Below are 20,345 nucleotides of genomic sequence, written 5' to 3' on the forward strand. Positions count from 1 at the left end.
TGCGCGGACCGAGGGCGGCGCTACGCGTCACAGGCCGGGCGCGGTGCCGGCGCCCCCGGCCGTGCGCGGACCGCGCACGGACCACACGGGGAACGGGGCGGCCGGCCGGACCGCGGAGCACCGGCCGGCCCTCGCCGCCCGGCCGGTCGACCCGCCGGCATTCCCGCGTCGGCATTCCCCCGTCGGCATTCCCGCGCCGGCCCGCCCGAAGCCGCGCCCCACGGCTACCGGCAACGCCTGTGCGGGATCTGTGGTGTCGCCGTGACGGGCCCCTGTGACAGGTCTGTGACAGACGACGGACACAGCGATGAAGTGGCGTCGGCAAGCTTCTCGGCACGGGCGGGGAAGCAGGACGCCGAGCCCGGAACGACAGACCGAATCACCGCAAGTCCACGACGGGGGGCGCGAGATGAACACGCTGCACAGCCTGAACACCAGCGCAGTGATCACGCGCCTGCACGACGTGAACCGGGGTTCGGAGAGGTCCGGTGCCGACGGGGGTCCGTCCCGCGCCGGCTTCGAGCGCGGGGGGCGGGGGTGCGCCCGCGGCGCCGGGCGTCAGCACACCGGGTTCATGACGGTGGTCGACGCCGGCACGGGGGAGACGCCCGCGGCGGCAGCCGCCACGGGTACGGCAGGGGGAGCCGCGTACAGGGAGGCCACGGGGGAGCGCCGTTCGCTGTCGGAGGCGGAGTTCACCGCCTACGTCCAGGAGCGCCGCGCCTCCCTGTACGCCACCGCCTACCACCTCACCGGTGACCGCTTCGAGGCCGAGGACCTGCTCCAGAGCGCGCTGTTCTCGACCTACCGGGCGTGGGACCGGATCAGCGACAAGGCGGCCGTCGGCGGATACCTCCGGCGGACGATGACCAACCTGCACATCAGCGCGTGGCGCCGCCGCAAGCTGAACGAGTACCCGACCGAGGAACTGCCGGAGACGGCCGGCGACACGGACGCGATGCGCGGCACCGAACTGCGCACGGTCCTGTGGCAGGCGCTGGCCCGGCTGCCCGAACTCCAGCGGACGATGCTGGTCCTGCGGTACTACGAGGGCCGCACCGACCCGGAGATCGCGGGCATCCTCGGCATCAGTGTCGGCACGGTGAAGTCCAGCATCTGGCGGTCGCTCCGCCGGCTGCGGGAGGACGAGGTCCTCAGCTTCGGCCGTGACGAGGAGGACGCCTTCGGCGAGTTGGTCGCCTGAGGCGCACGGGGGATCCGGCTTCCGGTCACGGAAGCCGGTGCACGGGGGAAAACGGGGGGAACGGGGGAACACGGGGGAAGCGGTACCGGGGGGCCCGACGGGGGACGTTGGGGAGCGAGCGGTACCGCGCACGTGCACGGGGGAGCACCACCCGGGGGACACGGGGGAGCACGAAGGGGAGCGGGGCTGGAGGGCCGGGGGGTCCGTCCGGTCCCGCTTTCCCGCGTCCGCGGGCGGGTGTTCCCGGCCTTCCCCCGCGCCCGGCGGGCGTCACGCCGCCGTACGGGCCGCCGGGGCGCGGTGGCCGGCCGCCGCGGACGCCAGGCGGCCCATCGCCTCGTCGCGGTCGCAGGCGTGGGCGCCGAGCGCCCTCTGGCGGGCCACGATGGAGCGTTCGGCGCGCATCAGGCGCCAGCCGCGGCGCAGCAGGAACGGCACGGACTTGCGGCCCTCCCGCAGATCCCGCAGGAAACGGCGGCGGAACGTCTTCACCGGGCCGCGGCTCAGGCACAGCGCGTCGGCCAGCACGCCCAGTTCACGGCAGCGGTCGACGATCTCGGCGGCGAAGATGCCCTCCGCGAGGAACAGCGGGGTCCGTCCGATCTCGACGCGCTCCGCGCCGGTGCGGGCGCTCAGCGAGATGTCGTACACGGGCACCTCGGTACGGCCCGTGCGGCACAGGTCGACGATGGCGGCGACGGCCGTGTCCGCGTCCCAGGAACCGGGGTCGTCCCAGTCGATGTCGGAGCTTCCCGCGACCAGCGGCAGCGTCGGGTCGTCGCCCTCCTTGTAGAAGTCGTCGAGGCGCAGCACCGGGAGGCCGGAGCGGGCCGCGAGGAGGGACTTGCCGGAGCCGGAAGGGCCGCAGAGCAGCACGACTCGCGTGGGTACGGGCGGATGGGGACTCACGGGACACCAGTGTGAGGCATCGGCCCGGCCGGTCACGACCCCGCGGGTCGGCTTTGCAGCGCGCATCACACCCCAACTACCCTACGTGTCGACCGGATCACCCAGTGCACTAGAAGGTGGCATCACCGATGGCCCGACACGCCTCCCCCCACAGCCCCACCGCCCAGCGCGCCCTGATCGCCCTCGCGACCGTCGGAGTGGCGCTGGGGGCGGGCGCGACGACGGCGTCCGCGGACGAGGCGCAGACGGCGACGGGCGTACTGCACACCCGCCCGACCTCGCTCGGCGACGTGGACCCGCAGGCCGGTCTGCGGGCGCTGACCGGCACGGTCGGCTACGTCACCGGCCCGCTCGCCGACCTCAAGCCCAACCCGCTCGCGGGCACCGGCGTCGACCCGCTCGACAACGGCGTCGGCACCCAGCTCGCCGACTTCCGGCCGCTCACCTCGAAGGCCCTGACGGGCCCGGTGGCGCAGGCGCAGTCGATCGGGTCGATCCCGGTGCTCGGGCAGGTGACGGGGCTGCTGGGCGGCCGGTCGTAGCGCACGCGTGCAGAGAGGGCCGCGGCCTCCCCGGACGGGGAGAGGGCGCGGCCCTCCGGCTTCTCGCGACGGCTCAGTACGACGAGCCCGACGCGCCCAGCGAACCCGTCGGGTGCCAGACCGTCTTCGTCTCCAGGAACGCCGTCATGCGGTCGGTGCCGGGCGCCGCCCGCCAGTCGTCCACAGGCTGTGGACGCAGGACGCGCTTGAGGTTGTCGGCCGCCGCGACCTCCAGCTCCTTCGCCAGCACGTCGTCGGCGCCGGCCAGGTCGATCGCGTTGACGTCCTGGTGCGCCGCCAGGGGCGCCGCGATCTCCGCCGTACGGCCCGAGAGGACGTTGACCACGCCGCCGGGCAGGTCGGAGGTGGCCAGGACCTCGCCCAGGGACAGGGCCGGGAGCGGGGACCGCTCGCTCGCGATCACGACCGCCGTGTTGCCCGTGGCGATGACCGGGGCCACCACCGAGACCAGGCCCAGGAACGACGACTTCTGCGGGGCGAGGACCGCGACCACGCCCGTCGGCTCCGGGGACGACAGGTTGAAGTACGGGCCCGCCACCGGGTTTCCGCCGCCCACGACCTGGGCGATCTTGTCGGTCCAGCCCGCGTACCAGACCCAGCGGTCGATCGTGGCCTCGACCTGTTCGGCGGCCTTCGACTTCGACAGGCCCTCCGCGTCGGCGACCTCGTGCACGAACTGGCCCTTGCGGCCCTCCAGCATCTCGGCGACCCGGTAGAGGATCTGGCCCCGGTTGTAGGCCGTCGCGCCGGACCACGCGCCGAACGCCTTGCGCGCGGCCACGACCGCGTCACGGGCGTCCTTGCGGGAGGAGAGCGGCGCGTTCGCCAGCCACTTGCCCTTCGAGTCCGACACCTCGTACACCCGGCCGCTCTCGGAACGCGGGAACTTCCCGCCGACGTACAGCTTGTAGGTCTTGAAGACGCTCAAACGGTCAGACATCGAGGTACGCCTCCAGGCCGTGGCGGCCGCCCTCGCGGCCGAAGCCCGACTCCTTGTAGCCGCCGAACGGCGAGGTCGGGTCGAACTTGTTGAACGTGTTGGACCAGACGACACCGGCCCGGAGCCTGCTCGCCACCGCGAGGATGCGGGAGCCCTTCTCCGTCCAGATGCCCGCCGACAGGCCGTACGGCGTGTTGTTGGCCTTGGCGACGGCCTCGTCCGGGGTGCGGAAGGTGAGGACCGACAGGACCGGACCGAAGATCTCGTCGCGGGCCACCGTGTGCGCCTGCGTGACGTTCGTGAACAGCGTCGGGGCGAACCAGAAGCCGGAGGCGGGCAGTTCGCACTCCGGGGACCAGCGCTCCGCGCCCTCCTCCTCGCCGCGCTCCACCAGCGAGGTGATGCGTGCGAGCTGCTCGGCGGAGTTGATCGCGCCGATGTCGGTGTTCTTGTCCAGCGGGTCGCCCAGGCGCAGGGTGGCGAGCCTGCGCTTGAGGGAGTCCAGCAGCTCGTCGTGGATCGACTCCTGGACCAGCAGGCGCGAGCCCGCGCAGCAGACCTGGCCCTGGTTGAAGAAGATGCCGCTGACGATGCCCTCGACGGCCTGGTCGATCGGAGCGTCGTCGAAGACGATGTTCGCGCCCTTGCCGCCCAGTTCGAGCGTGAGCTTCTTGCGGGTGCCCGCGACGGTCCGCGCGATCTCCTTGCCGACCGCCGTGGAACCGGTGAAGGCGACCTTGTTCACGTCCGGGTGCGCGACCAGCGCGGCGCCGGCGTCGCCGTACCCGGGGAGGATGTTGACGACACCCTTGGGCAGACCCGCCTGGCGGCAGATGTCCGCGAAGAACAGTGCGGACAGGGGGGTGGTCTCCGCGGGCTTCAGGACGACCGTGTTGCCGGTCGCGAGGGCCGGGGCGATCTTCCACGCCAGCATCAGCAGGGGGAAGTTCCACGGGATGACCTGGCCCGCGACGCCCAGCGGGCGCGGGTCCGCTCCGAACCCGGCGTGGTCCAGCTTGTCGGCCCAGCCCGCGTAGTAGAAGAAGTGCGCGGCGACCAGGGGGAGGTCGGCGTCGCGGGTCTCCCTGATCGGCTTGCCGTTGTCCAGCGTCTCCAGGACGGCCAGTTCGCGGCTGCGCTCCTGGATGATCCGGGCGATGCGGAACAGGTACTTCGCGCGCTCCGCGCCGGGCAGCGCCGACCACTTCTCGAAGGCCTTGCGGGCCGCCCGCACGGCGCGGTCGACGTCCTCGGCGCCGGCCCGCGCGACCTCCGACAGGACCTCCTCGGTCGACGGGGACACCGTCTTGAAGACCTTGCCGTCGGCGGCCTCGGTGAACTCGCCGTCGATGAACAGGCCGTAGGAGGGCGCGATGTCGACGACCGAGCGGGACTCGGGCGCCGGTGCGTACTCGAACAGAGAAGCCATGGTGATCAGTCCACCGTCACGTAGTCGGGGCCGGAGTAGCGGCCGGTGGCCAGCTTCTGACGCTGCATCAGCAGGTCGTTCAGCAGCGAGGAGGCGCCGAAGCGGAACCAGTGGTTGTCCAGCCAGTCCCCGCCCACGGTCTCGTTGACCAGGACCAGGAACTTGACGGCGTCCTTGGTGGTGCGGATGCCGCCGGCCGGCTTCACGCCGACCTGCACGCCGGTCTGTGCACGGAAGTCGCGGACGGCCTCCAGCATCAGGAGGGTGTTCGCGGGCGTCGCGTTCACCGCGACCTTGCCGGTGGACGTCTTGATGAAGTCCGCCCCGGCGAGCATGCCGAGCCAGCTGGCGCGGCGGATGTTGTCGTACGTCGACAGCTCGCCCGTCTCGAAGATGACCTTCAGGCGGGCGCTCGTGCCGCAGGCCTCCTTCACGGCGGTGATCTCCTCGTACACCTTCAGGTACTTGCCCGCCAGGAACGCGCCGCGGTCGATGACCATGTCGATCTCGTCGGCGCCCGCGGCGACGGCGTCGTGGACGTCCGCCAGCTTCACGCCGAGGGCGGCGCGGCCGGCCGGGAAGGCGGTGGCGACGGAGGCGACCTTGACGGACGAGCCGGCGACGGCGGCCTTCGCGGTGGCGACCATGTCCGGGTACACGCAGACCGCGGCGGTCGAGGGGGTCGTACGGTCGGTCGGGTCGGGGTGGACCGCCTTCGCGCCGAGCGCCCGGACCTTGCCCGGGGTGTCCGCGCCTTCCAGCGTCGTCAGGTCGACCATCGAGATGGCGAGGTCGATGGCGTACGCCTTCGCGGTCGTCTTGATGGAACGGGTACCGAGGGCCGCGGCGCGCGCCTCCAGGCCGACCGCGTCGACGCCGGGGAGCCCGTGGAGGAAGCGGCGCAGCGTGGCGTCGGACGTGGTGACGTCCGGGAGAGGGGGTGCCGCGGTGGGTGCGGGTGCGTTGGTGGGCATGGTCACCAGACGAGCATATCTACGCGCGTAGCGGGTGTACAGCCCCCGACGGGTTCCGGGGGCGGTGGTGGCCGAGGGGGCGGCGCGGTGGCCAGGAACGAGTCCGCACGGCTGGGCTCGGGCCCCGCCCGGCGGCCGGGGCGGGCCGCCGGGCGGGGGCGTCGGGGGAGGCGGTTCGGGCGGTCGGGCAGAATCGGGGGTATGACGAGTTCGGATGAGCAGGGGCCCGTGCCGGTGACCGGTGTCAAGGACCGGGTGTACCGGTCGCCCGCGGGGTTCGCCGGCGGGGTGCTGCTGCTCGGCCTGGTCGGCTGGCTCGGCGTGGACGCGATCGTCGCCGGGGAGGGCCGGACGCCGTGGCTGGCGCTCGCCACGCTGATCCTGCTGGTTCCGCTGGTCACCGCCTTCACGCTGCGGCCGGCCGTGTTCGCCGGTGACGACCGGCTGCGGGTGCGCAACCCGTTCCGCGTGGTCGTGCTGCCCTGGGGGCAGGTCGCCTCACTGCGGTCGGCGTACTCCAACGAGGTCGTCGCCGAGTCCGGGCAGAAGTTCCAGCTCTGGTCGATCCCGGTCTCGCTGCGGGCGCGCAAGCGGGCCGCCCGGCAGCAGGACCGTCTCGCCGCGGACCAGGCCGCCGAGCGCGAGGGCCGGCCGCGCCGCAGGCGCGGCGGCTTCGGGGGGCCCGCCGGGTTCGGGGGCGGGCTGTCCTCGCACGGGGGCCCGGACGTTCCCGAGGGGCCCGCGCGCGCCGAGTCCGACAAGGCCATGGACGAGCTGCGCAACCTCTGGGAAGCGCGGCAGAAGGAGGAGTCCGCGCAGGGCGAGGTGACCGTGCGGTGGGCCTGGGAGATCGTGGGCCCGGCCGCCGCCGGCGCCCTGCTGCTGGCGATCCTGCTCGCCGTGGGATGACCTCGCGCCCTCGGCGGGACCGAGGGCACGGGGCCCGCCCGCCGGACGGCCGGGGCCGCACTGCCGCGCCCTCGCGTTCCTCCGGGGGCCCGGCGGGGGACGGCGGAGGCTGCGCTGCCGCGCCGTCGCGCCCCTCTGATCGGCCCGGCCCGGGACGGCCGGGGCAGTGGGGCCACGCCGTCGCGTGCCTCCGGGACCCGGGCGCCGGGGCCCGAGCGCCGGCGCCTCGTGGCGTCGGGGTGCCCCGGCCCCACCACGGTGGTGGCGCGCGCGGACGCCGGGGCCGGGGCGCCCGCCGAAGGCCCGCCGCGCGGCCCGCGCGATCAGCCGAAGAAGTGCCCTCGCCCGGCGGCGCCCAGTGCCTGCGGCCGGGATGCAGGCCGGGATGCAGGCCGGGGTGCCGCTGCCCGGTGGCGTTCTCTGCCCAGGGCTTGGCTGCCGGCCGGGTTGCCGCTGCCCGGTGGCGCACCGTGCCTGCGGCTCGGTCGCCGGTGGGAGTACGGCCGCCGGGCGGCACCCCGCCGCTACGGCCCGGACACAGGGCGCGTCGCGGGCGCCCGGCGGCGCCCCGACCCCACGGCTCGGACACGGGTCGGACACGGGTCGGACACGGGTCGGGGCGCCACCGTCCGGCGGCGCCCCGACCCCACGGCTCAGATGCCGGCCGCCGCCGACAGGTCCCGCTTCAGGGCCGCGAGCAGTTCGGTCGCGCGGGCGCGGGCCGCCGGGAGACCGTCGCGCGAGCCGACCGGCACCACGACCTCCAGGTAGCACTTCAGCTTCGGCTCGGTGCCGCTGGGCCGTACGATCACGCGGGCCCCGTCGAGCGTGTAGCGCAGCCCGTCGGTGGGCGGCAGCCGGTCGGTGCCCCGCGTGAGGTCCTCGGCGCGGGTGATTGCCAGCCCGGCCAGCTCGGTCGGGGGGTTCTCGCGCAGCCGCTCCATCGCACGGGCGATGACCGTCAGGTCCGCCACGCGCACCGACAGCTGGTCGGTGGCGTGCAGCCCGTGCTCCACGGCGAGGTCGTCGAGCAGGTCGAGCAGCGTGCGCCCGCGCTCCTTCAGTTCGGACGCCAGCTCGGTGACGAGGAGCGCGGCGGTGATGCCGTCCTTGTCGCGTACGCCGTCGGGGTCGACGCAGTAGCCGAGGGCCTCCTCGTAGCCGTAGCGCAGGCCGTCGACGCGGGCGATCCACTTGAAGCCGGTGAGGGTCTCCTCGTAGGGCAGGCCGGCCTTCTCGGCGATCCGGCCGAGGAGGGAGGAGGAGACGATCGACTCGGCGAACGTCCCGCGCGCTCCGCGGCTCACCAGGTGCGCGGCGAGCAGGGCGCCGACCTCGTCGCCGCGCAGCATCCGCCACCGGTCGCCGTCCTTGACGGCCACGGCGCAGCGGTCGGCGTCGGGGTCGTTGGCGATGACCAGGTCGGGTTCGGTCTCGCGGGCCTTCGCGAACGCGAGGTCCATCGCGCCGGGTTCCTCCGGGTTGGGGAACGCGACGGTCGGGAACTCCGGGTCCGGCTCGGCCTGCTCGGCGACCAGGACCGGCTCGGGGAACCCCGCCCGGGCGAAGGCCGCCAGCAGGACGTCCTTGCCCACGCCGTGCATCGCCGTGTAGACGGTGCGCGCGGTGCGGGGCGAGCCGGTGGCGAGGACGGCGTCGGTGCGGGCCAGGTAGGCGTCGAGCACGGAGTCGTCCAGGACCTGCCAGCCGCCGTCCGGACGGGGTACGTCGGCCAGGGAGCGGATCGCGTCGATCTCGGCGGCGATCTCCGCGTCCGCGGGCGGGACGATCTGCGAGCCGTCGCCCAGGTAGACCTTGTAGCCGTTGTCGCGGGGCGGGTTGTGGCTGGCGGTGACCTCCACGCCGGCGACCGCGCCCAGGTGCCTTATGGCGTAGGCCAGGACCGGCGTCGGCAGCGGGCGGGGCAGGACGGCCGCGCGCAGGCCCGCGCCGGTCATCACGGCGGCGGTGTCGCGGGCGAACGCCTCCGACTTGTGTCGGGCGTCGTAACCGATGACGACGAGGCCGTCGTGGCTGCCCTGCTTGCGGAGGTACGCGGCGAGGCCGGCGGCGGCACGGATGACGACGGCGCGGTTCATGCGCATCGGGCCCGCGCCGAGTTCGCCCCGCAGGCCGGCGGTGCCGAACTGAAGGGTGCCGGCGAAGCGTGCGGTGAGCTCGGGGAGGTCCCCGGCGTCGAGGAGGGCCGCGAGTTCCTCGCGGGTCTCCTCGTCGGGGTCCTCGGCGAGCCAGGTGCGGGCGCGAGCGATCAGGTCGTCGTGCACGGTGGTCAACCTCTCGAGTCGTACGTGAGTTGTCTCGCCCCCGCCGTCCTTCCCCCCGCTCTCGGCTTCGCTCGAGCGGGGGGACCCACCGGACCCGGGGGGCTGCGCACCCGGACCCCGCTGCCGGCCCTGAACGGGCCTCGTCCTCAAGCTCCCCAGGAGGGGGTGCAAGCTCCCCAGGAGGGGGTGCCACCGGGCGGACCGGATCGCCCCGCCGTCGCTTTTCGGCTCACCGGGTCGGGGCGGGGAAGTACGGGCACGGGTCGGGAGAGTACGAGCCGGGAGGGCACGGGCCGGGAGGGCACGGGCCGGCGCCGTTTACAGCCGGTCGAGGACCTGGGTCAGCAGGGCGCCCATGCGGGTCGCGGAGTCGCGGCCGGCCTGGAGGACCTCCTCGTGGTTCAGCGGCTCGCCGGTCATCCCCGCGGCGAGGTTGGTCACCAGGGAGATGCCCAGCACCTCGGCGCCGGCCTCGCGCGCCGCGATGGCCTCCAGCACCGTCGACATGCCCACCAGGTCCGCCCCGATCACCCGGGCCATCCGGATCTCCGCCGGCGTCTCGTAGTGCGGGCCGGGGAACTGGGCGTAGACGCCCTCCTCCAGCGTGGCGTCGATCTCCTTGCACAGCGCCCGCAGCCGCGGCGAGTACAGGTCCGTCAGGTCGACGAAGTTCGCGCCGACGATCGGGGAGGTCGCCGTGAGGTTGATGTGGTCGCTGATCAGAACGGGCTGACCCGGCCGCATGCCCTCGCGGAGGCCGCCGCAGCCGTTGGTCAGCACGATCGTCTTGCTGCCGGCCGCCACCGCCGTACGGACGCCGTGGGCGACGGCGGCCACCCCGCGGCCCTCGTAGTAGTGGGTGCGGCCCAGGAACACCAGGGCGCGCTTCTCGCCGATCCGGTACGAGCGGATCTTGCCGCCGTGGCCCTCGACCGCCGGCGGCGGGAAGCCGGGCAGCTCGGTGACCTGGAACTCGGCGTCGGGGGCGCCCAGGGCGTCCACGGCCGGTGCCCAGCCGGAGCCCATCACGAGGGCGACGTCGTGGGTCTCGGCGCCCGTCAGTTCGCGCAGGCGCGCGGCTGCGGCGTCGGCGGCGGAGTGGGGGTCGCCCTGGATGTCGTCCGGGAGAAGAGATGCGTTCACGCGATGAGGGTAGCCGGTCCGGGCCTACGCGCGTAGATGACAGAGCCCACGGGATGGCGATCGTTGTCTTGTCGTTTCCGACAGGGACGGCGCGGAGGGGACGAAAGGGGCCGGGACCTCAGCAGGGGCGCTTGCGCAGCTCCATCACGTAGTCGTGCGGTGCCCCCGCCGACTCCGCCGCGTCGGCCACCTCGCCCAGGTAGCGGGCGGAGGGCAGCCCGCCCTCGTAGCCGTTCAGGACGTACACCCAGCTCTGCTCCTCGCCGTCCAGGGTGTGCACCCGCACCCGCATCCGGCGGTAGATGCCGAGGCCCACGCCCTCCCACCGGTCGAGCGACTCCTCGTCCGGCGGCGCCAGGTCGTACAGCGCGACGAAGACCTGGGAGAGGGGATCCTCCACGATCGTCGCGAGCGCGCCCTCCCAGCCCAGCTGCTCGCCCCCGAACGTCAGCCGCCACCCGTTCAGCCAGCCGGTGGCGCGCAACGGCGAGTGCGGAGCGCGGCGGGACATCAGCCGCGCGTCGAGGTTGCCGGCGTACGCGGCGTAGAGCGACATGCGACGAGACTACGGCAGCCGGTCCGCACGTCACGGCCGTCGTCCCGTGCCCCTCCGGCAACGGGCGTACCTTCCCCGGCCCCCCGGGGAAGTAGCACCCCCGCTCGTGCGGGACAATGGAGTACGTGACTCGGATCGTGATCATCGGTGGCGGACCCGGCGGATACGAGGCGGCCCTGGTGGCCGCCCAGCTCGGCGCGGAGGTGACCGTCGTCGACTGCGACGGTCTGGGCGGGGCGTCGGTGCTGACCGACTGCGTGCCGTCGAAGACCCTGATCGCCACGGCCGAGGTGATGACCACCTTCGACTCCTCCTACGAGGAGCTGGGCATCATCGTCGCCGACGACACCCCGCCGATGGAGCAGTCGGCCCGGGTGGTCGGCGTCGACCTCGACAAGGTCAACCGGCGCGTCAAACGGCTCGCACTCGCCCAGTCCCACGACATCACCGCCTCCGTCACCCGGGCCGGCGCCCGCGTCCTGCGCGGCCGCGGCCGGCTCCGGGGCATGCAGGCCCTCGACGGCTCCCGCCAGGTCGTCGTCACCGCGGCCGACGGCACCGAGGAGACCCTCACCGCCGACGCCGTCCTCCTCGCCACCGGCGGTCACCCCCGCGAACTGCCCGACGCCCAGCCCGACGGCGAGCGCATCCTCAACTGGACCCAGGTCTACGACCTGCGCGAACTGCCCGAGGAACTCATCGTGGTCGGCTCCGGCGTCACCGGCGCCGAGTTCGCGGGCGCCTACCAGGCCCTCGGCTCCAAGGTCACCCTCGTCTCCTCCCGCGACCGCGTGCTGCCCGGCGAGGACCCGGACGCCGCCGCCGTCCTGGAGGACGTCTTCCGCCGCCGCGGCATGAACGTCATGGCCCGCTCGCGCGCCCAGTCCGCCAAGCGCGTCGGCGACCGCGTCGAGGTCACCCTCGCCGACGGCCGGGTCATCACCGGCTCGCACTGCCTGATGGCCGTCGGCGCCATCCCCAACAGCGCGGGCCTCGGCCTGGAGGAGGCCGGCGTCAGGGTCCGCGAGTCCGGCCACATCTGGACGGACCGGGTCTCCCGCACCACCGCCCCCGGCGTGTACGCCGCGGGTGACGTGACCGGCGTCTTCGCGCTGGCCTCCGTCGCCGCCATGCAGGGCCGTATCGCCATGTACCACTTCCTCGGCGACGCGGTGGCCCCGCTCAACCTCAAGACCGTCTCGTCGAACGTCTTCACCGACCCCGAGATCGCCACCGTCGGCTACTCCCAGGCCGACGTCGACGGCGGCAAGATCGACGCCCGCGTGGTGAAGCTGCCGCTGCTGCGCAACCCGCGCGCCAAGATGCAGGGCATCCGCGACGGCTTCGTCAAGATCTTCTGCCGTCCGGGCACGGAGATCGTCGTCGGCGGCGTCGTCGTGGCGCCGCGCGCCTCCGAACTCATCCACCCCATCTCGATCGCGGTCGACAACAATCTGACGGTCGAACAGATCGCGAACGCCTTCACGGTGTACCCGTCTCTTTCGGGCTCGATCGCCGAAGTGGCACGGCAGTTGCACACCCGGAAGACGGGCAGCGACGCGTAGGGCCGGTCCGGCAGCCGGCACCGACTCCCCGCCGATGACGGGGAGTTGCCGCATGCGCGCGTGGCGCGGGCGGGACGGCCGGGGCCATATACCACTTCGTGTGCTGCTCTGCGAACAACTTCCGCTATTCGGCGCAAAGAGCTGAAAGCAGACGGTCGCCCGCGTTACTGTCAGTTTCGTGTTCGCTGCAGAACGTCGCCAATTGATCCTCGAAATGGTGCGAGCCAACGGAGCCGTGTCGCTCCGTGAACTCGCCCGCGTCGTCCAGACCTCCGAAGTGACCGTACGGCGGGACGTGCGCGCACTGGAGGCAGAAGGACTCCTCGACCGCCGGCACGGCGGTGCGGTACTGCCGGGCGGTTTCACCCGCGAGTCCGGCTTTCCGCAGAAATCCCATCTCGCGACCGCCGAGAAGACCGCCATCGCCGACCTCGCCGCCACCCTCGTCGAAGAGGGCGAGGCCATCGTGGTCGGAGCGGGAACCACCACCCAGGAGCTGGCCCGTCGGCTCGCCCGGATCCCCGGACTCACCGTCGTCACCAACTCCCTGCTGGTGGCCCAGGCACTGGCGCACGCCAACCGCGTGGAGGTCGTGATGACCGGCGGCACCCTGCGCGGCTCCAACTACGCCCTCGTGGGCAGCGGAGCCGAACAGTCCCTCCAGGGACTGCGGGTCTCCAAGGCCTTCCTGTCCGGGAGCGGCCTGACCGCCGAGCGCGGTCTGTCCACCTCCAACATGCTGTCGGCGTCGGTCGACCGGGCCCTCGTCCAGGCCGCCGCCGAGGTCGTCGTCCTCGCCGATCACACCAAGCTCGGCACCGACACCATGTTCCAGACGGTGCCGACGGACGTCATCACCCGCCTGGTGACCGACGAGCCGCCGGCGCACGACGACCGGGCCGGCACGGAACTCCAGGCTCTCGCCGACCAGGGGGTGCAGATCGCCGTGGCGGGGGCGGCGGGGAGCCCGGGGGGTGAGGCGGTCCCGGCGCGGCGGCAGCAGCGTCGGGACGTACCGTTGCCGGCTCCCCGGCGGGGGCAGATGCAAGGCGCCGCGGCGGCTTTGCGGGCGGCCGCGGTGCTGGGTGAGCAGGCACCGGGGGCCGAGCGTGCGCGGGTCGCGGACATGCGACGGCGGTAGCGGTCGCCTCCGGCGGTCTGGCGGTGCACCTTGTCGCCCGTGGGTGGTGAGGTGCGTGGGCGGGCGGCGCTCCGTCGTGGCCGGTCGCGCAGTTCCCCGCGCCCCTGGGTGGGCTGGGGTGCCGTCGGCTGATCGGTCACCGTGTCCTGCCGATGAGGGCGCGCCCGCGCGGCGGAGCCGGTGTGCGGCAGGGGCCCGAGCCCCCGGGTGGGTGAGGGTGCCGTCGGCTGCTCGGCAGGGGCCCGTGACGGCGGAACCCCGCGCCCTCTTCCGGTGCGCGGGGTTCCTGATCGGACCGGTCGGGTCAGTCCTTGATCTCGCAGATGGGGGCGCCCGAGGTGATCGAGGCGCCGACCTCCGCGGCGAGGCCCTTGACGATGCCGGAGCGGTGGGCGTTCAGGGGCTGTTCCATCTTCATGGCCTCCAGGACCACGATCAGGTCGCCCTCCTTGACCTCCTGGCCCTCCTCGACCGCGATCTTGACGATGGTGCCCTGCATCGGGGAGGCGAGGGTGTCACCGGAGGCGACGGGGCCGGACTTCTTCGCCGCGCGCCGCTTGGGCTTGGCGCCCGCCGCGAGGCCCGTACGGGCCAGGGACATGCCGAGCGAGACCGGGAGGGAGACCTCCAGGCGCTTGCCGCCGACCTCGACGACGACCGTCTCGCGGCCCGTCTCCTCGTCGGCCTCGGTGTCCGCGGGGGCCGCGAAGGGCTTGATCTCGTTGACGAACTCCGTCTCGATCCAGCGGGTGTGGACCGTGAAGGGCGCGTCGGAGCCGGTGAGTTCGGGGGCGAACGCCGGGTCCTTCACCACCGCGCGGTGGAAGGGGATGGCGGTGGCCATGCCCTCGACCCGGAACTCCTCCAGGGCGCGGGCGGCCCGCTGGAGGGCCTCCTTGCGGGTGCGGCCGGTGACGATCAGCTTGGCCAGCAGGGAGTCCCAGGCCGGGCCGATGACCGAGCCGGACTCCACGCCCGCGTCGAGCCGCACACCCGGTCCGGACGGGGCGTCGAACGTGGTGACGGTGCCGGGGGCGGGGAGGAAGTTGCGGCCCGGGTCCTCGCCGTTGATGCGGAACTCGAAGGAGTGGCCGCGCAGCGCCGGGTCGTCGTAGCCGAGTTCCTCGCCGTCGGCGATGCGGAACATCTCGCGCACCAGGTCGATGCCGGCGACCTCCTCGGTGACCGGGTGCTCCACCTGGAGACGGGTGTTGACCTCCAGGAAGGAGATCGTGCCGTCCATGCCGACGAGGAACTCCACGGTGCCGGCGCCGACGTAGCCGGCCTCCTTGAGGATGGCCTTGGAGGAGGAGTACAGCTCGGCGAGCTGCTCGTCGGAGAGGAACGGCGCCGGGGCCTCCTCGACCAGCTTCTGGTGCCGGCGCTGCAGGGAGCAGTCACGGGTGGAGACGACGACGACGTTGCCGTGGCTGTCGGCGAGGCACTGGGTCTCGACGTGCCGGGGGTTGTCGAGGTAGCGCTCGACGAAGCACTCGCCGCGGCCGAAGGCGGCGACGGCCTCGCGGACCGCCGAGTCGTACAGCTCGGGGACCTCTTCGAGGGTGCGGGCGACCTTGAGGCCGCGTCCGCCGCCACCGAAGGCGGCCTTGATCGCGATGGGCAGGCCGTGCTCCTCGGCGAAGGCGACGACCTCGTCGGCACCCGACACCGGGTCCGGCGTGCCCGCCACCAGCGGCGCACCGGCGCGCTGGGCGATGTGCCGGGCGGCGACCTTGTCGCCGAGGTCGCGGATGGCCTGCGGCGGCGGGCCGATCCAGATGAGGCCCGCGTCCAGGACGGCCTGGGCGAACTCGGCGTTCTCCGAGAGGAACCCGTAGCCGGGATGGATCGCGTCCGCCCCGGACTCGCGGGCGGCGTTCAGCACCTTCTCGATGTCGAGGTAGCTGGTGCCGGGAGTGTCACCGCCCAGGGCGAACGCCTCATCCGCGGCGCGGACATGCAGAGCGTCCCGGTCCGGTTCGGCATACACGGCGACGCTTGCGATACCGGCATCCCGGCAGGCCCGGGCCACGCGGACTGCGATTTCGCCACGGTTGGCGATGAGCACCTTGCGCACGATTGAGGCTCCCTCCTTGAAACAAGCCGAGTTTAGGGACTGCCGACACGACTCATCGACCCGTCCTCGATGGTGAGCTTTCCCACACGCAGCGTGATGTCAGGCTCACTCGATTGCGAAATCCCTTGCAGCACCGCCGTACGCAGCACTCCTTCCGGAAACCCTAGCCCTCCACTGTGGCCAAGGTCTCTGTGAGCACGTGCTGCGGCCCACTCCGATTCTTTGTGGAGTCCCTACGAATGGCCCAATGATTCTTTGCCGCCGGCAGAACCCTTGTCCCCTGGTTTACCCGTTAGTAGCGTTCGTGGCGTCTCGAACGCTACTCGGGGTTGCTAGGGGGCCCGTACGGGCCGGGTCGAAAGTGGGTGGGGCCGGTGATGCGCAGACCGGTGGCAGTGGTCGTGGCGGTCGTGCTCGTCGTGGAGGCGCTCGGCGTCGCCGCGCTGAACTGGTTCCTGGGGATCGTCGTCGACCGTCAGGACATGTCCCTGGCGGGCCTGGACCCGGACATGATGTCGACGTCGTCGAAGGCCGGCGGGATCGTCTTCGGCCTCTACTTCGCCTTCTGCGGGCTGGTCGCCCTGCTGGTGGCGGTCCGCGACCGGCCCCCGGCCGGCTTCGGCCGCGTCCTGCTGATCAGCGCCGCGGTGGTGCACGGGCTGCTGGCCGCCGCCGCGTGGGGGCTGGTGGGGTGGCCCGCCTTCCTGTTCATGGTCGTCGTGCTCGCGCTCATCGTGCTGCTGCTGATGACGTACGACCGCCACGACGGGCCCGCCGCGCCCGCCGCCGAGCCCCGGGACGAGGGGCCGAAGGGCCAGGGGCCGGCCCCGGTCAGCGGTCCGCCGGCGCCCACAACTCCGTGATGCCCACGCCCAGATGCGCCAGCAGCCGGCGCACGAGCGGCAGGCTGATGCCGATCACGTTGCCGTGGTCGCCGTCGATGCCGTCGATGAACGGTGCCGAGCGGCCGTCCAGGGTGAACGCCCCGGCGACGTGGAGGGGCTCGCCGGAGGCGACGTACGCGGCGATCTCCTCGTCGGTGGGCTCGCCGAAGCGGACGACGGTGGAGGCGACGCCGGAGGTGTAGCGCCCGGTGACGGTGTCGTAGACGCAGTGGCCGGTCTGCAGCGTGCCCACGCGGCCGCGCATGGACTTCCAGCGGGCGGTGGCCTCCTCGGCGTCCGCGGGCTTGCCGAGGGCCTCGCCGTCCAGGTCGAGGACCGAGTCGCAGCCGATCACCAGGGCGCCCCGGACCTCGGGCTTCGCGGCCACGACGGAGGCCTTGGCCTCGGCGAGGGCGAGTGCCAGTTCGGCGGGGGTGGGGGCGGTCACGGCGTCCTCGTCGACCCCGCTGACGATCACCTCGGGGTCGAGGCCTGCCTGGCGCAGCAGGCCCAGCCGGGCGGGGGACTGGGAGGCGAGCACGAGACGGCGGCGCGGCTGATCGGTCATGCGGTCAGGGTATCGGCGTGCCGCGCCGCGTTCACCCCGGTCACCTCAGGCCGATGACGATCATCGCGAGCACCATGGCCAGCGCCATGAGGAGTCCGAGCCGCCGCAGCATCTCCTGCGTGTCGCGCAGTTCCTCGGGCGGTTCGTTCTCCGGGTCGGACCACAGCATGCCGTCCAGCCTGCGGCGACGCGGTGCCGGACGCCTGAGTACGCGTACTCAACTTCGCCAGACGGGACTGTTGTCTCATCAAGGCTCGCGCTGTGCCGGCCGACGAGAGGACACGCCCGCGTCCACCACCGCTCGGACCGCCCCGCCCCGCCCCAGCTCCCCAGCGAGGGCTTCACCCCAACTGGTCCCGCGAGGGCTTCTGGCGCCGGTCCGTGCGCCAGACCGTCCGGCTGACGGCTGACGGCTGACGGCTGACGGCTGACGGCTGACGGCTGACGGCGGGCGGCTGACGGCGGGCGGCGACCGGATGCGCATCCGGCTGTCGAACGCCTACGGCACCTCCCCGGTCCGGGTCGCCGCCGCCACGGTGGCCCGCACGGCCGCGGGCGCCGCCGTCGAGCCGGACTCCGTCACCCGCCTCACCTTCGGGAGCGCGGGACCCACGGCGATCCCGGCCCGGGGCCACCTGCGGGGCCTGCGGGTGATCGGGGCGACCCTGCTGCCGTTCGGGGGCTCGGACCGCTGGGGCGAGCACGCGGCCGGGGTGAGCCGCGAGGTGGACGCCTGGGTGCGCCGCTCCGGCGCCTACGACTACGACGCGGTCGTGGACCTGAGCCGGGCACCGGGGCCTGTCCGGCGGATCATGCCGGAGATGCGGGGTCCGGCACGCCCTCCCCCGGAGGGGGGTACCTCCAGCGGCGTTGCCGTCGGTTGCCGACGTCCCCGGCCTTCGGCCGGGAGGTGCCCACACCGCGTCGACGCCCTCCTCCGCCTTGCAGCCGGACGCACCGGACCCCGCTCGCCTCGGCTGCAAGGAGCCGCCGGTTTCCTCCGACTCGATCCGCCGGACAGGCCCTGGCCGATCCGGCGGACCCGGACCGGACGCACCCCGCGTGCGGCTCCGGCGGCCACCTGCACCCGGGCGGCGCGGGATACGCGGTGACGGCCGGAGCCGTGGCCGTCCGTCCGTGACGGGCGGGAGGCCGGACTAGGGCGTGTTTCGAAAGTCCCGTCTGCCTGGCGACGTCTGGCACGCACTCCCCCGGAGGGGGCACCCCCAGCCGCGTTGTCGGGATCACCCCGATACAACCAGTATCGGGGCGACCCTCCGCCTTGCGATCGCACGCACCAGACGCCGCCGGGCCTGCCCTTCGGGCAGACGACGCCACTTTCGAAACACGCCCTAGCCCGGCCAGTACGTGCGGCCCCAGGCGGCCGGGCCCGGACGGGGCAGGCGGCGGGCCGCGATGCGGGAGGGGTCCGACCAGGAGTCCCCGGTGTCCTGCGCGCCGGACGGCTCGGCCGTCGCCGCCGCGGCGCGGGCGTGAACCACCGCCAGTGCGGCGGCCAGCTCCTCCGGGGTCGGATTGCCCCGTACGACCTTGATCACAGCGGGCTCCTTACAGGGGGATGTTGCCGTGCTTCTTCGGAGGGAGGGATTCCCGCTTGGTGCGCAGCTGACGCAGGCCCCGCACGATGTGCCGGCGGGTGTCCGACGGCATGATCACCGCGTCGACGTAACCGCGTTCGGCGGCGATGTAGGGGTTGAGGAGCGCGTCCTCGTACTCCTGGATCAGCCGGGCGCGGGTCGCCTCGGGGTCTCCCGCGGACTCCGCCTCGGCGATCGTGCGACGGTGCAGGATGTTGACCGCGCCCTGCGCGCCCATCACCGCGATCTGGGCGGTCGGCCAGGCCAGGTTGAGGTCGGCGCCCAGGTGCTTGGAGCCCATGACGTCGTACGCCCCGCCGAAGGCCTTGCGGGTGATGACCGTGATCAGCGGGACGGTCGCCTCCGCGTAGGCGTAGATCAGCTTGGCGCCGCGGCGGATGATGCCGTCGTGCTCCTGGTCCACGCCGGGCAGGAAGCCGGGCACGTCCACGAAGGTGAGGACCGGGACGTTGAACGCGTCGCAGGTCCGCACGAACCGGGCCGCCTTCTCGGAGGCCTTGATGTCCAGGCAGCCCGCGAACTGCATCGGCTGGTTGGCGACGACGCCGACCGGACGGCCCTCCACCCGGCCGAAGCCGGTCAGGATGTTCGGCGCGTACAGCGGCTGCGTCTCGAAGAACTCGGCGTCGTCCAGGACGTGTTCGATCACCGTGTGCATGTCGTACGGCTGGTTGGCGCTGTCCGGGACGAGGGTGTCCAGCTCCAGGTCCTCGTCGGAGACGGCGAGGTCCGCCTCCTCCGGGAACGCCGGGGCCTCGGAGAGGTTGTTCGACGGCAGGTACGACAGCAGCTGCTTGACGTACTCGACGGCGTCCTTCTCGTCGCCCGCCATGTGGTGGGCCACGCCCGACGTGGAGTTGTGGGTGCGCGCCCCGCCCAGCTCCTCGAAGCCGACGTCCTCGCCGGTGACCGTCTTGATGACGTCGGGGCCGGTGATGAACATGTGCGAGGTCTGGTCGACCATCACGGTGAAGTCGGTGATCGCGGGCGAGTAGACCGCGCCGCCCGCGCACGGCCCGACGACCAGGCTGATCTGCGGGATCACCCCGGAGGCGTGGGTGTTGCGGCGGAAGATCTCGCCGTACGCCCCCAGCGAGGCCACGCCCTCCTGGATGCGGGCGCCGCCGGAGTCGTTGATGCCGATGACCGGGCAGCCGGTCTTCAGCGCGAAGTCCATGACCTTGACGATCTTCTGGCCGTAGACCTCGCCGAGCGCACCGCCGAAGACGGTGAAGTCCTGCGAGAACACGGCGACGGGCCGGCCGTCGACGGTGCCGTACCCGGTCACGACACCGTCCCCGTACGGGCGGTTGGCGTCGAGGCCGAAGTTGGTGGAGCGGTGCCGGGCGAACTCGTCCAGCTCCACGAACGAATCCTCGTCGAGGAGGAGTTCGATGCGCTCACGGGCCGTCAGCTTGCCCTTGGCGTGCTGCTTCTCGACGGCGCGTGCGGAGCCGGCGTGCGTCGCCTCCGTGACGCGGCGCTGGAGATCCGCGAGCTTTCCCGCGGTCGTGTGGATGTCGATCTCTTCCGACTCGGACATCGGGATGCGGCTCCCTGCCTGCTCAAAAGGGGGGAC

At 73.0% G+C, this 20,345-nt stretch carries 18 protein-coding genes; 6 read left to right on the forward strand and 12 right to left on the reverse strand.

The genetic code is table 11. From position 1 onward, the window contains the following. Window positions 1–409: 409 nt before the first annotated feature. Window positions 410–1,204: a SigE family RNA polymerase sigma factor gene (locus ACIP5W_RS01210; RefSeq protein ID WP_401464824.1), complete on the forward strand. Its 795-nt coding sequence runs from the start codon at window positions 410–412 to the stop codon at window positions 1,202–1,204. A gap of 270 nt (window positions 1,205–1,474) precedes the next feature. On the opposite strand, the gene ACIP5W_RS01215 is transcribed toward ACIP5W_RS01210, so the two are convergent. Continuing rightward, a complete protein-coding gene (locus ACIP5W_RS01215) occupies window positions 1,475–2,179 on the reverse strand; it encodes a uridine kinase (RefSeq protein ID WP_401464827.1) in 705 nt (234 codons plus the stop codon). A 62-nt stretch (window positions 2,180–2,241) separates the two neighbouring features. Here ACIP5W_RS01215 and ACIP5W_RS01220 point away from each other — a divergent pair, with 62 nt between their 5' ends. Then, complete coding sequence (locus tag ACIP5W_RS01220; RefSeq protein WP_401464830.1) at window positions 2,242–2,655, forward strand: hypothetical protein; 414 nt, start codon at window positions 2,242–2,244, stop codon at window positions 2,653–2,655. 73 nt (window positions 2,656–2,728) lie between these two features. Here the strand turns inward: ACIP5W_RS01220 and ACIP5W_RS01225 are convergent, their stop codons facing one another. Genes ACIP5W_RS01225 through deoC form a run of 3 tightly spaced genes read right to left on the reverse strand, consistent with a single transcriptional unit; the run spans window position 2,729 to window position 6,019 of the window. Beyond that, complete coding sequence (locus ACIP5W_RS01225; protein ID WP_401464833.1) at window positions 2,729–3,616, reverse strand: aldehyde dehydrogenase family protein; 888 nt, start codon at window positions 3,614–3,616, stop codon at window positions 2,729–2,731. After that, window positions 3,609–5,045: an aldehyde dehydrogenase family protein gene (locus tag ACIP5W_RS01230; protein WP_401464836.1), complete on the reverse strand. Its 1,437-nt coding sequence runs from the start codon at window positions 5,043–5,045 to the stop codon at window positions 3,609–3,611. The genes ACIP5W_RS01225 and ACIP5W_RS01230 overlap by 8 nt, the downstream gene beginning before the upstream one ends. 5 nt (window positions 5,046–5,050) lie before the next feature. Beyond that, entirely contained in the window at window positions 5,051–6,019 is a 969-nt protein-coding gene (gene deoC, locus ACIP5W_RS01235; RefSeq protein WP_401465634.1) for a deoxyribose-phosphate aldolase, read from the reverse strand. Window positions 6,020–6,220: 201 nt separating this feature from the next. Here deoC and ACIP5W_RS01240 point away from each other — a divergent pair, with 201 nt between their 5' ends. Then, entirely contained in the window at window positions 6,221–6,928 is a 708-nt protein-coding gene (locus ACIP5W_RS01240) for a PH domain-containing protein (protein ID WP_401464839.1), read from the forward strand. 653 nt (window positions 6,929–7,581) lie between these two features. Here the strand turns inward: ACIP5W_RS01240 and ACIP5W_RS01245 are convergent. From ACIP5W_RS01245 to ACIP5W_RS01255, 3 genes are all read right to left on the reverse strand, one after another. Continuing rightward, window positions 7,582–9,213, reverse strand: coding sequence for a phospho-sugar mutase (locus ACIP5W_RS01245; protein ID WP_401465637.1), 1,632 nt, complete (start codon window positions 9,211–9,213; stop codon window positions 7,582–7,584). Window positions 9,214–9,531: 318 nt separating this feature from the next. Beyond that, entirely contained in the window at window positions 9,532–10,356 is an 825-nt protein-coding gene (locus ACIP5W_RS01250) for a purine-nucleoside phosphorylase (protein ID WP_401464842.1), read from the reverse strand. 118 nt (window positions 10,357–10,474) lie between these two features. Next, window positions 10,475–10,912, reverse strand: a complete 438-nt coding sequence (locus ACIP5W_RS01255; protein ID WP_391979938.1) for a gamma-glutamylcyclotransferase — start codon at window positions 10,910–10,912, stop codon at window positions 10,475–10,477. 116 nt (window positions 10,913–11,028) lie between these two features. On the opposite strand from ACIP5W_RS01255, the gene ACIP5W_RS01260 reads away from it, so the two are divergent. Both ACIP5W_RS01260 and ACIP5W_RS01265 read left to right on the forward strand, forming a co-directional pair. Further along, the gene (locus tag ACIP5W_RS01260) at window positions 11,029–12,477 is read left to right on the forward strand and encodes an NAD(P)H-quinone dehydrogenase (RefSeq protein ID WP_401464846.1); all 1,449 of its coding nucleotides are present in this window, start codon (window positions 11,029–11,031) and stop codon (window positions 12,475–12,477) included. 178 nt (window positions 12,478–12,655) lie between these two features. After that, the gene (locus ACIP5W_RS01265; RefSeq protein ID WP_401464849.1) at window positions 12,656–13,618 is read left to right on the forward strand and encodes a DeoR/GlpR family DNA-binding transcription regulator; all 963 of its coding nucleotides are present in this window, start codon (window positions 12,656–12,658) and stop codon (window positions 13,616–13,618) included. A 304-nt stretch (window positions 13,619–13,922) separates the two neighbouring features. On the opposite strand, the gene ACIP5W_RS01270 is transcribed toward ACIP5W_RS01265, so the two are convergent. After that, window positions 13,923–15,695, reverse strand: a complete 1,773-nt coding sequence (locus ACIP5W_RS01270; protein ID WP_401464852.1) for an acetyl/propionyl/methylcrotonyl-CoA carboxylase subunit alpha — start codon at window positions 15,693–15,695, stop codon at window positions 13,923–13,925. A gap of 377 nt (window positions 15,696–16,072) precedes the next feature. On the opposite strand from ACIP5W_RS01270, the gene ACIP5W_RS01275 reads away from it, so the two are divergent. After that, the gene (locus ACIP5W_RS01275) at window positions 16,073–16,558 is read left to right on the forward strand and encodes a hypothetical protein (protein ID WP_401464855.1); all 486 of its coding nucleotides are present in this window, start codon (window positions 16,073–16,075) and stop codon (window positions 16,556–16,558) included. On the opposite strand, the gene ACIP5W_RS01280 is transcribed toward ACIP5W_RS01275, so the two are convergent. From ACIP5W_RS01280 to ACIP5W_RS01295, 4 genes are all read right to left on the reverse strand, one after another. Continuing rightward, window positions 16,527–17,147, reverse strand: a complete 621-nt coding sequence (locus tag ACIP5W_RS01280; protein WP_401464858.1) for a Maf family protein — start codon at window positions 17,145–17,147, stop codon at window positions 16,527–16,529. The two genes, ACIP5W_RS01275 and ACIP5W_RS01280, sit on opposite strands and share 32 nt — an antisense overlap. A 40-nt stretch (window positions 17,148–17,187) precedes the next feature. After that, window positions 17,188–17,316: a morphogenic membrane protein MmpB gene (gene mmpB / locus ACIP5W_RS01285; RefSeq protein WP_401464861.1), complete on the reverse strand. Its 129-nt coding sequence runs from the start codon at window positions 17,314–17,316 to the stop codon at window positions 17,188–17,190. A gap of 1,183 nt (window positions 17,317–18,499) precedes the next feature. Further along, entirely contained in the window at window positions 18,500–18,706 is a 207-nt protein-coding gene (locus tag ACIP5W_RS01290) for an acyl-CoA carboxylase epsilon subunit (RefSeq protein ID WP_401464864.1), read from the reverse strand. 10 nt (window positions 18,707–18,716) lie between these two features. Then, the gene (locus ACIP5W_RS01295) at window positions 18,717–20,309 is read right to left on the reverse strand and encodes an acyl-CoA carboxylase subunit beta (protein WP_401464867.1); all 1,593 of its coding nucleotides are present in this window, start codon (window positions 20,307–20,309) and stop codon (window positions 18,717–18,719) included. Window positions 20,310–20,345: the final 36 nt, after the last annotated feature.

Origin of the sequence: Streptomyces sp. NPDC088766 (assembly GCF_044750845.1) — a bacterium.
Taxonomy (GTDB): Bacteria; Actinomycetota; Actinomycetes; order Streptomycetales; family Streptomycetaceae; genus Streptomyces.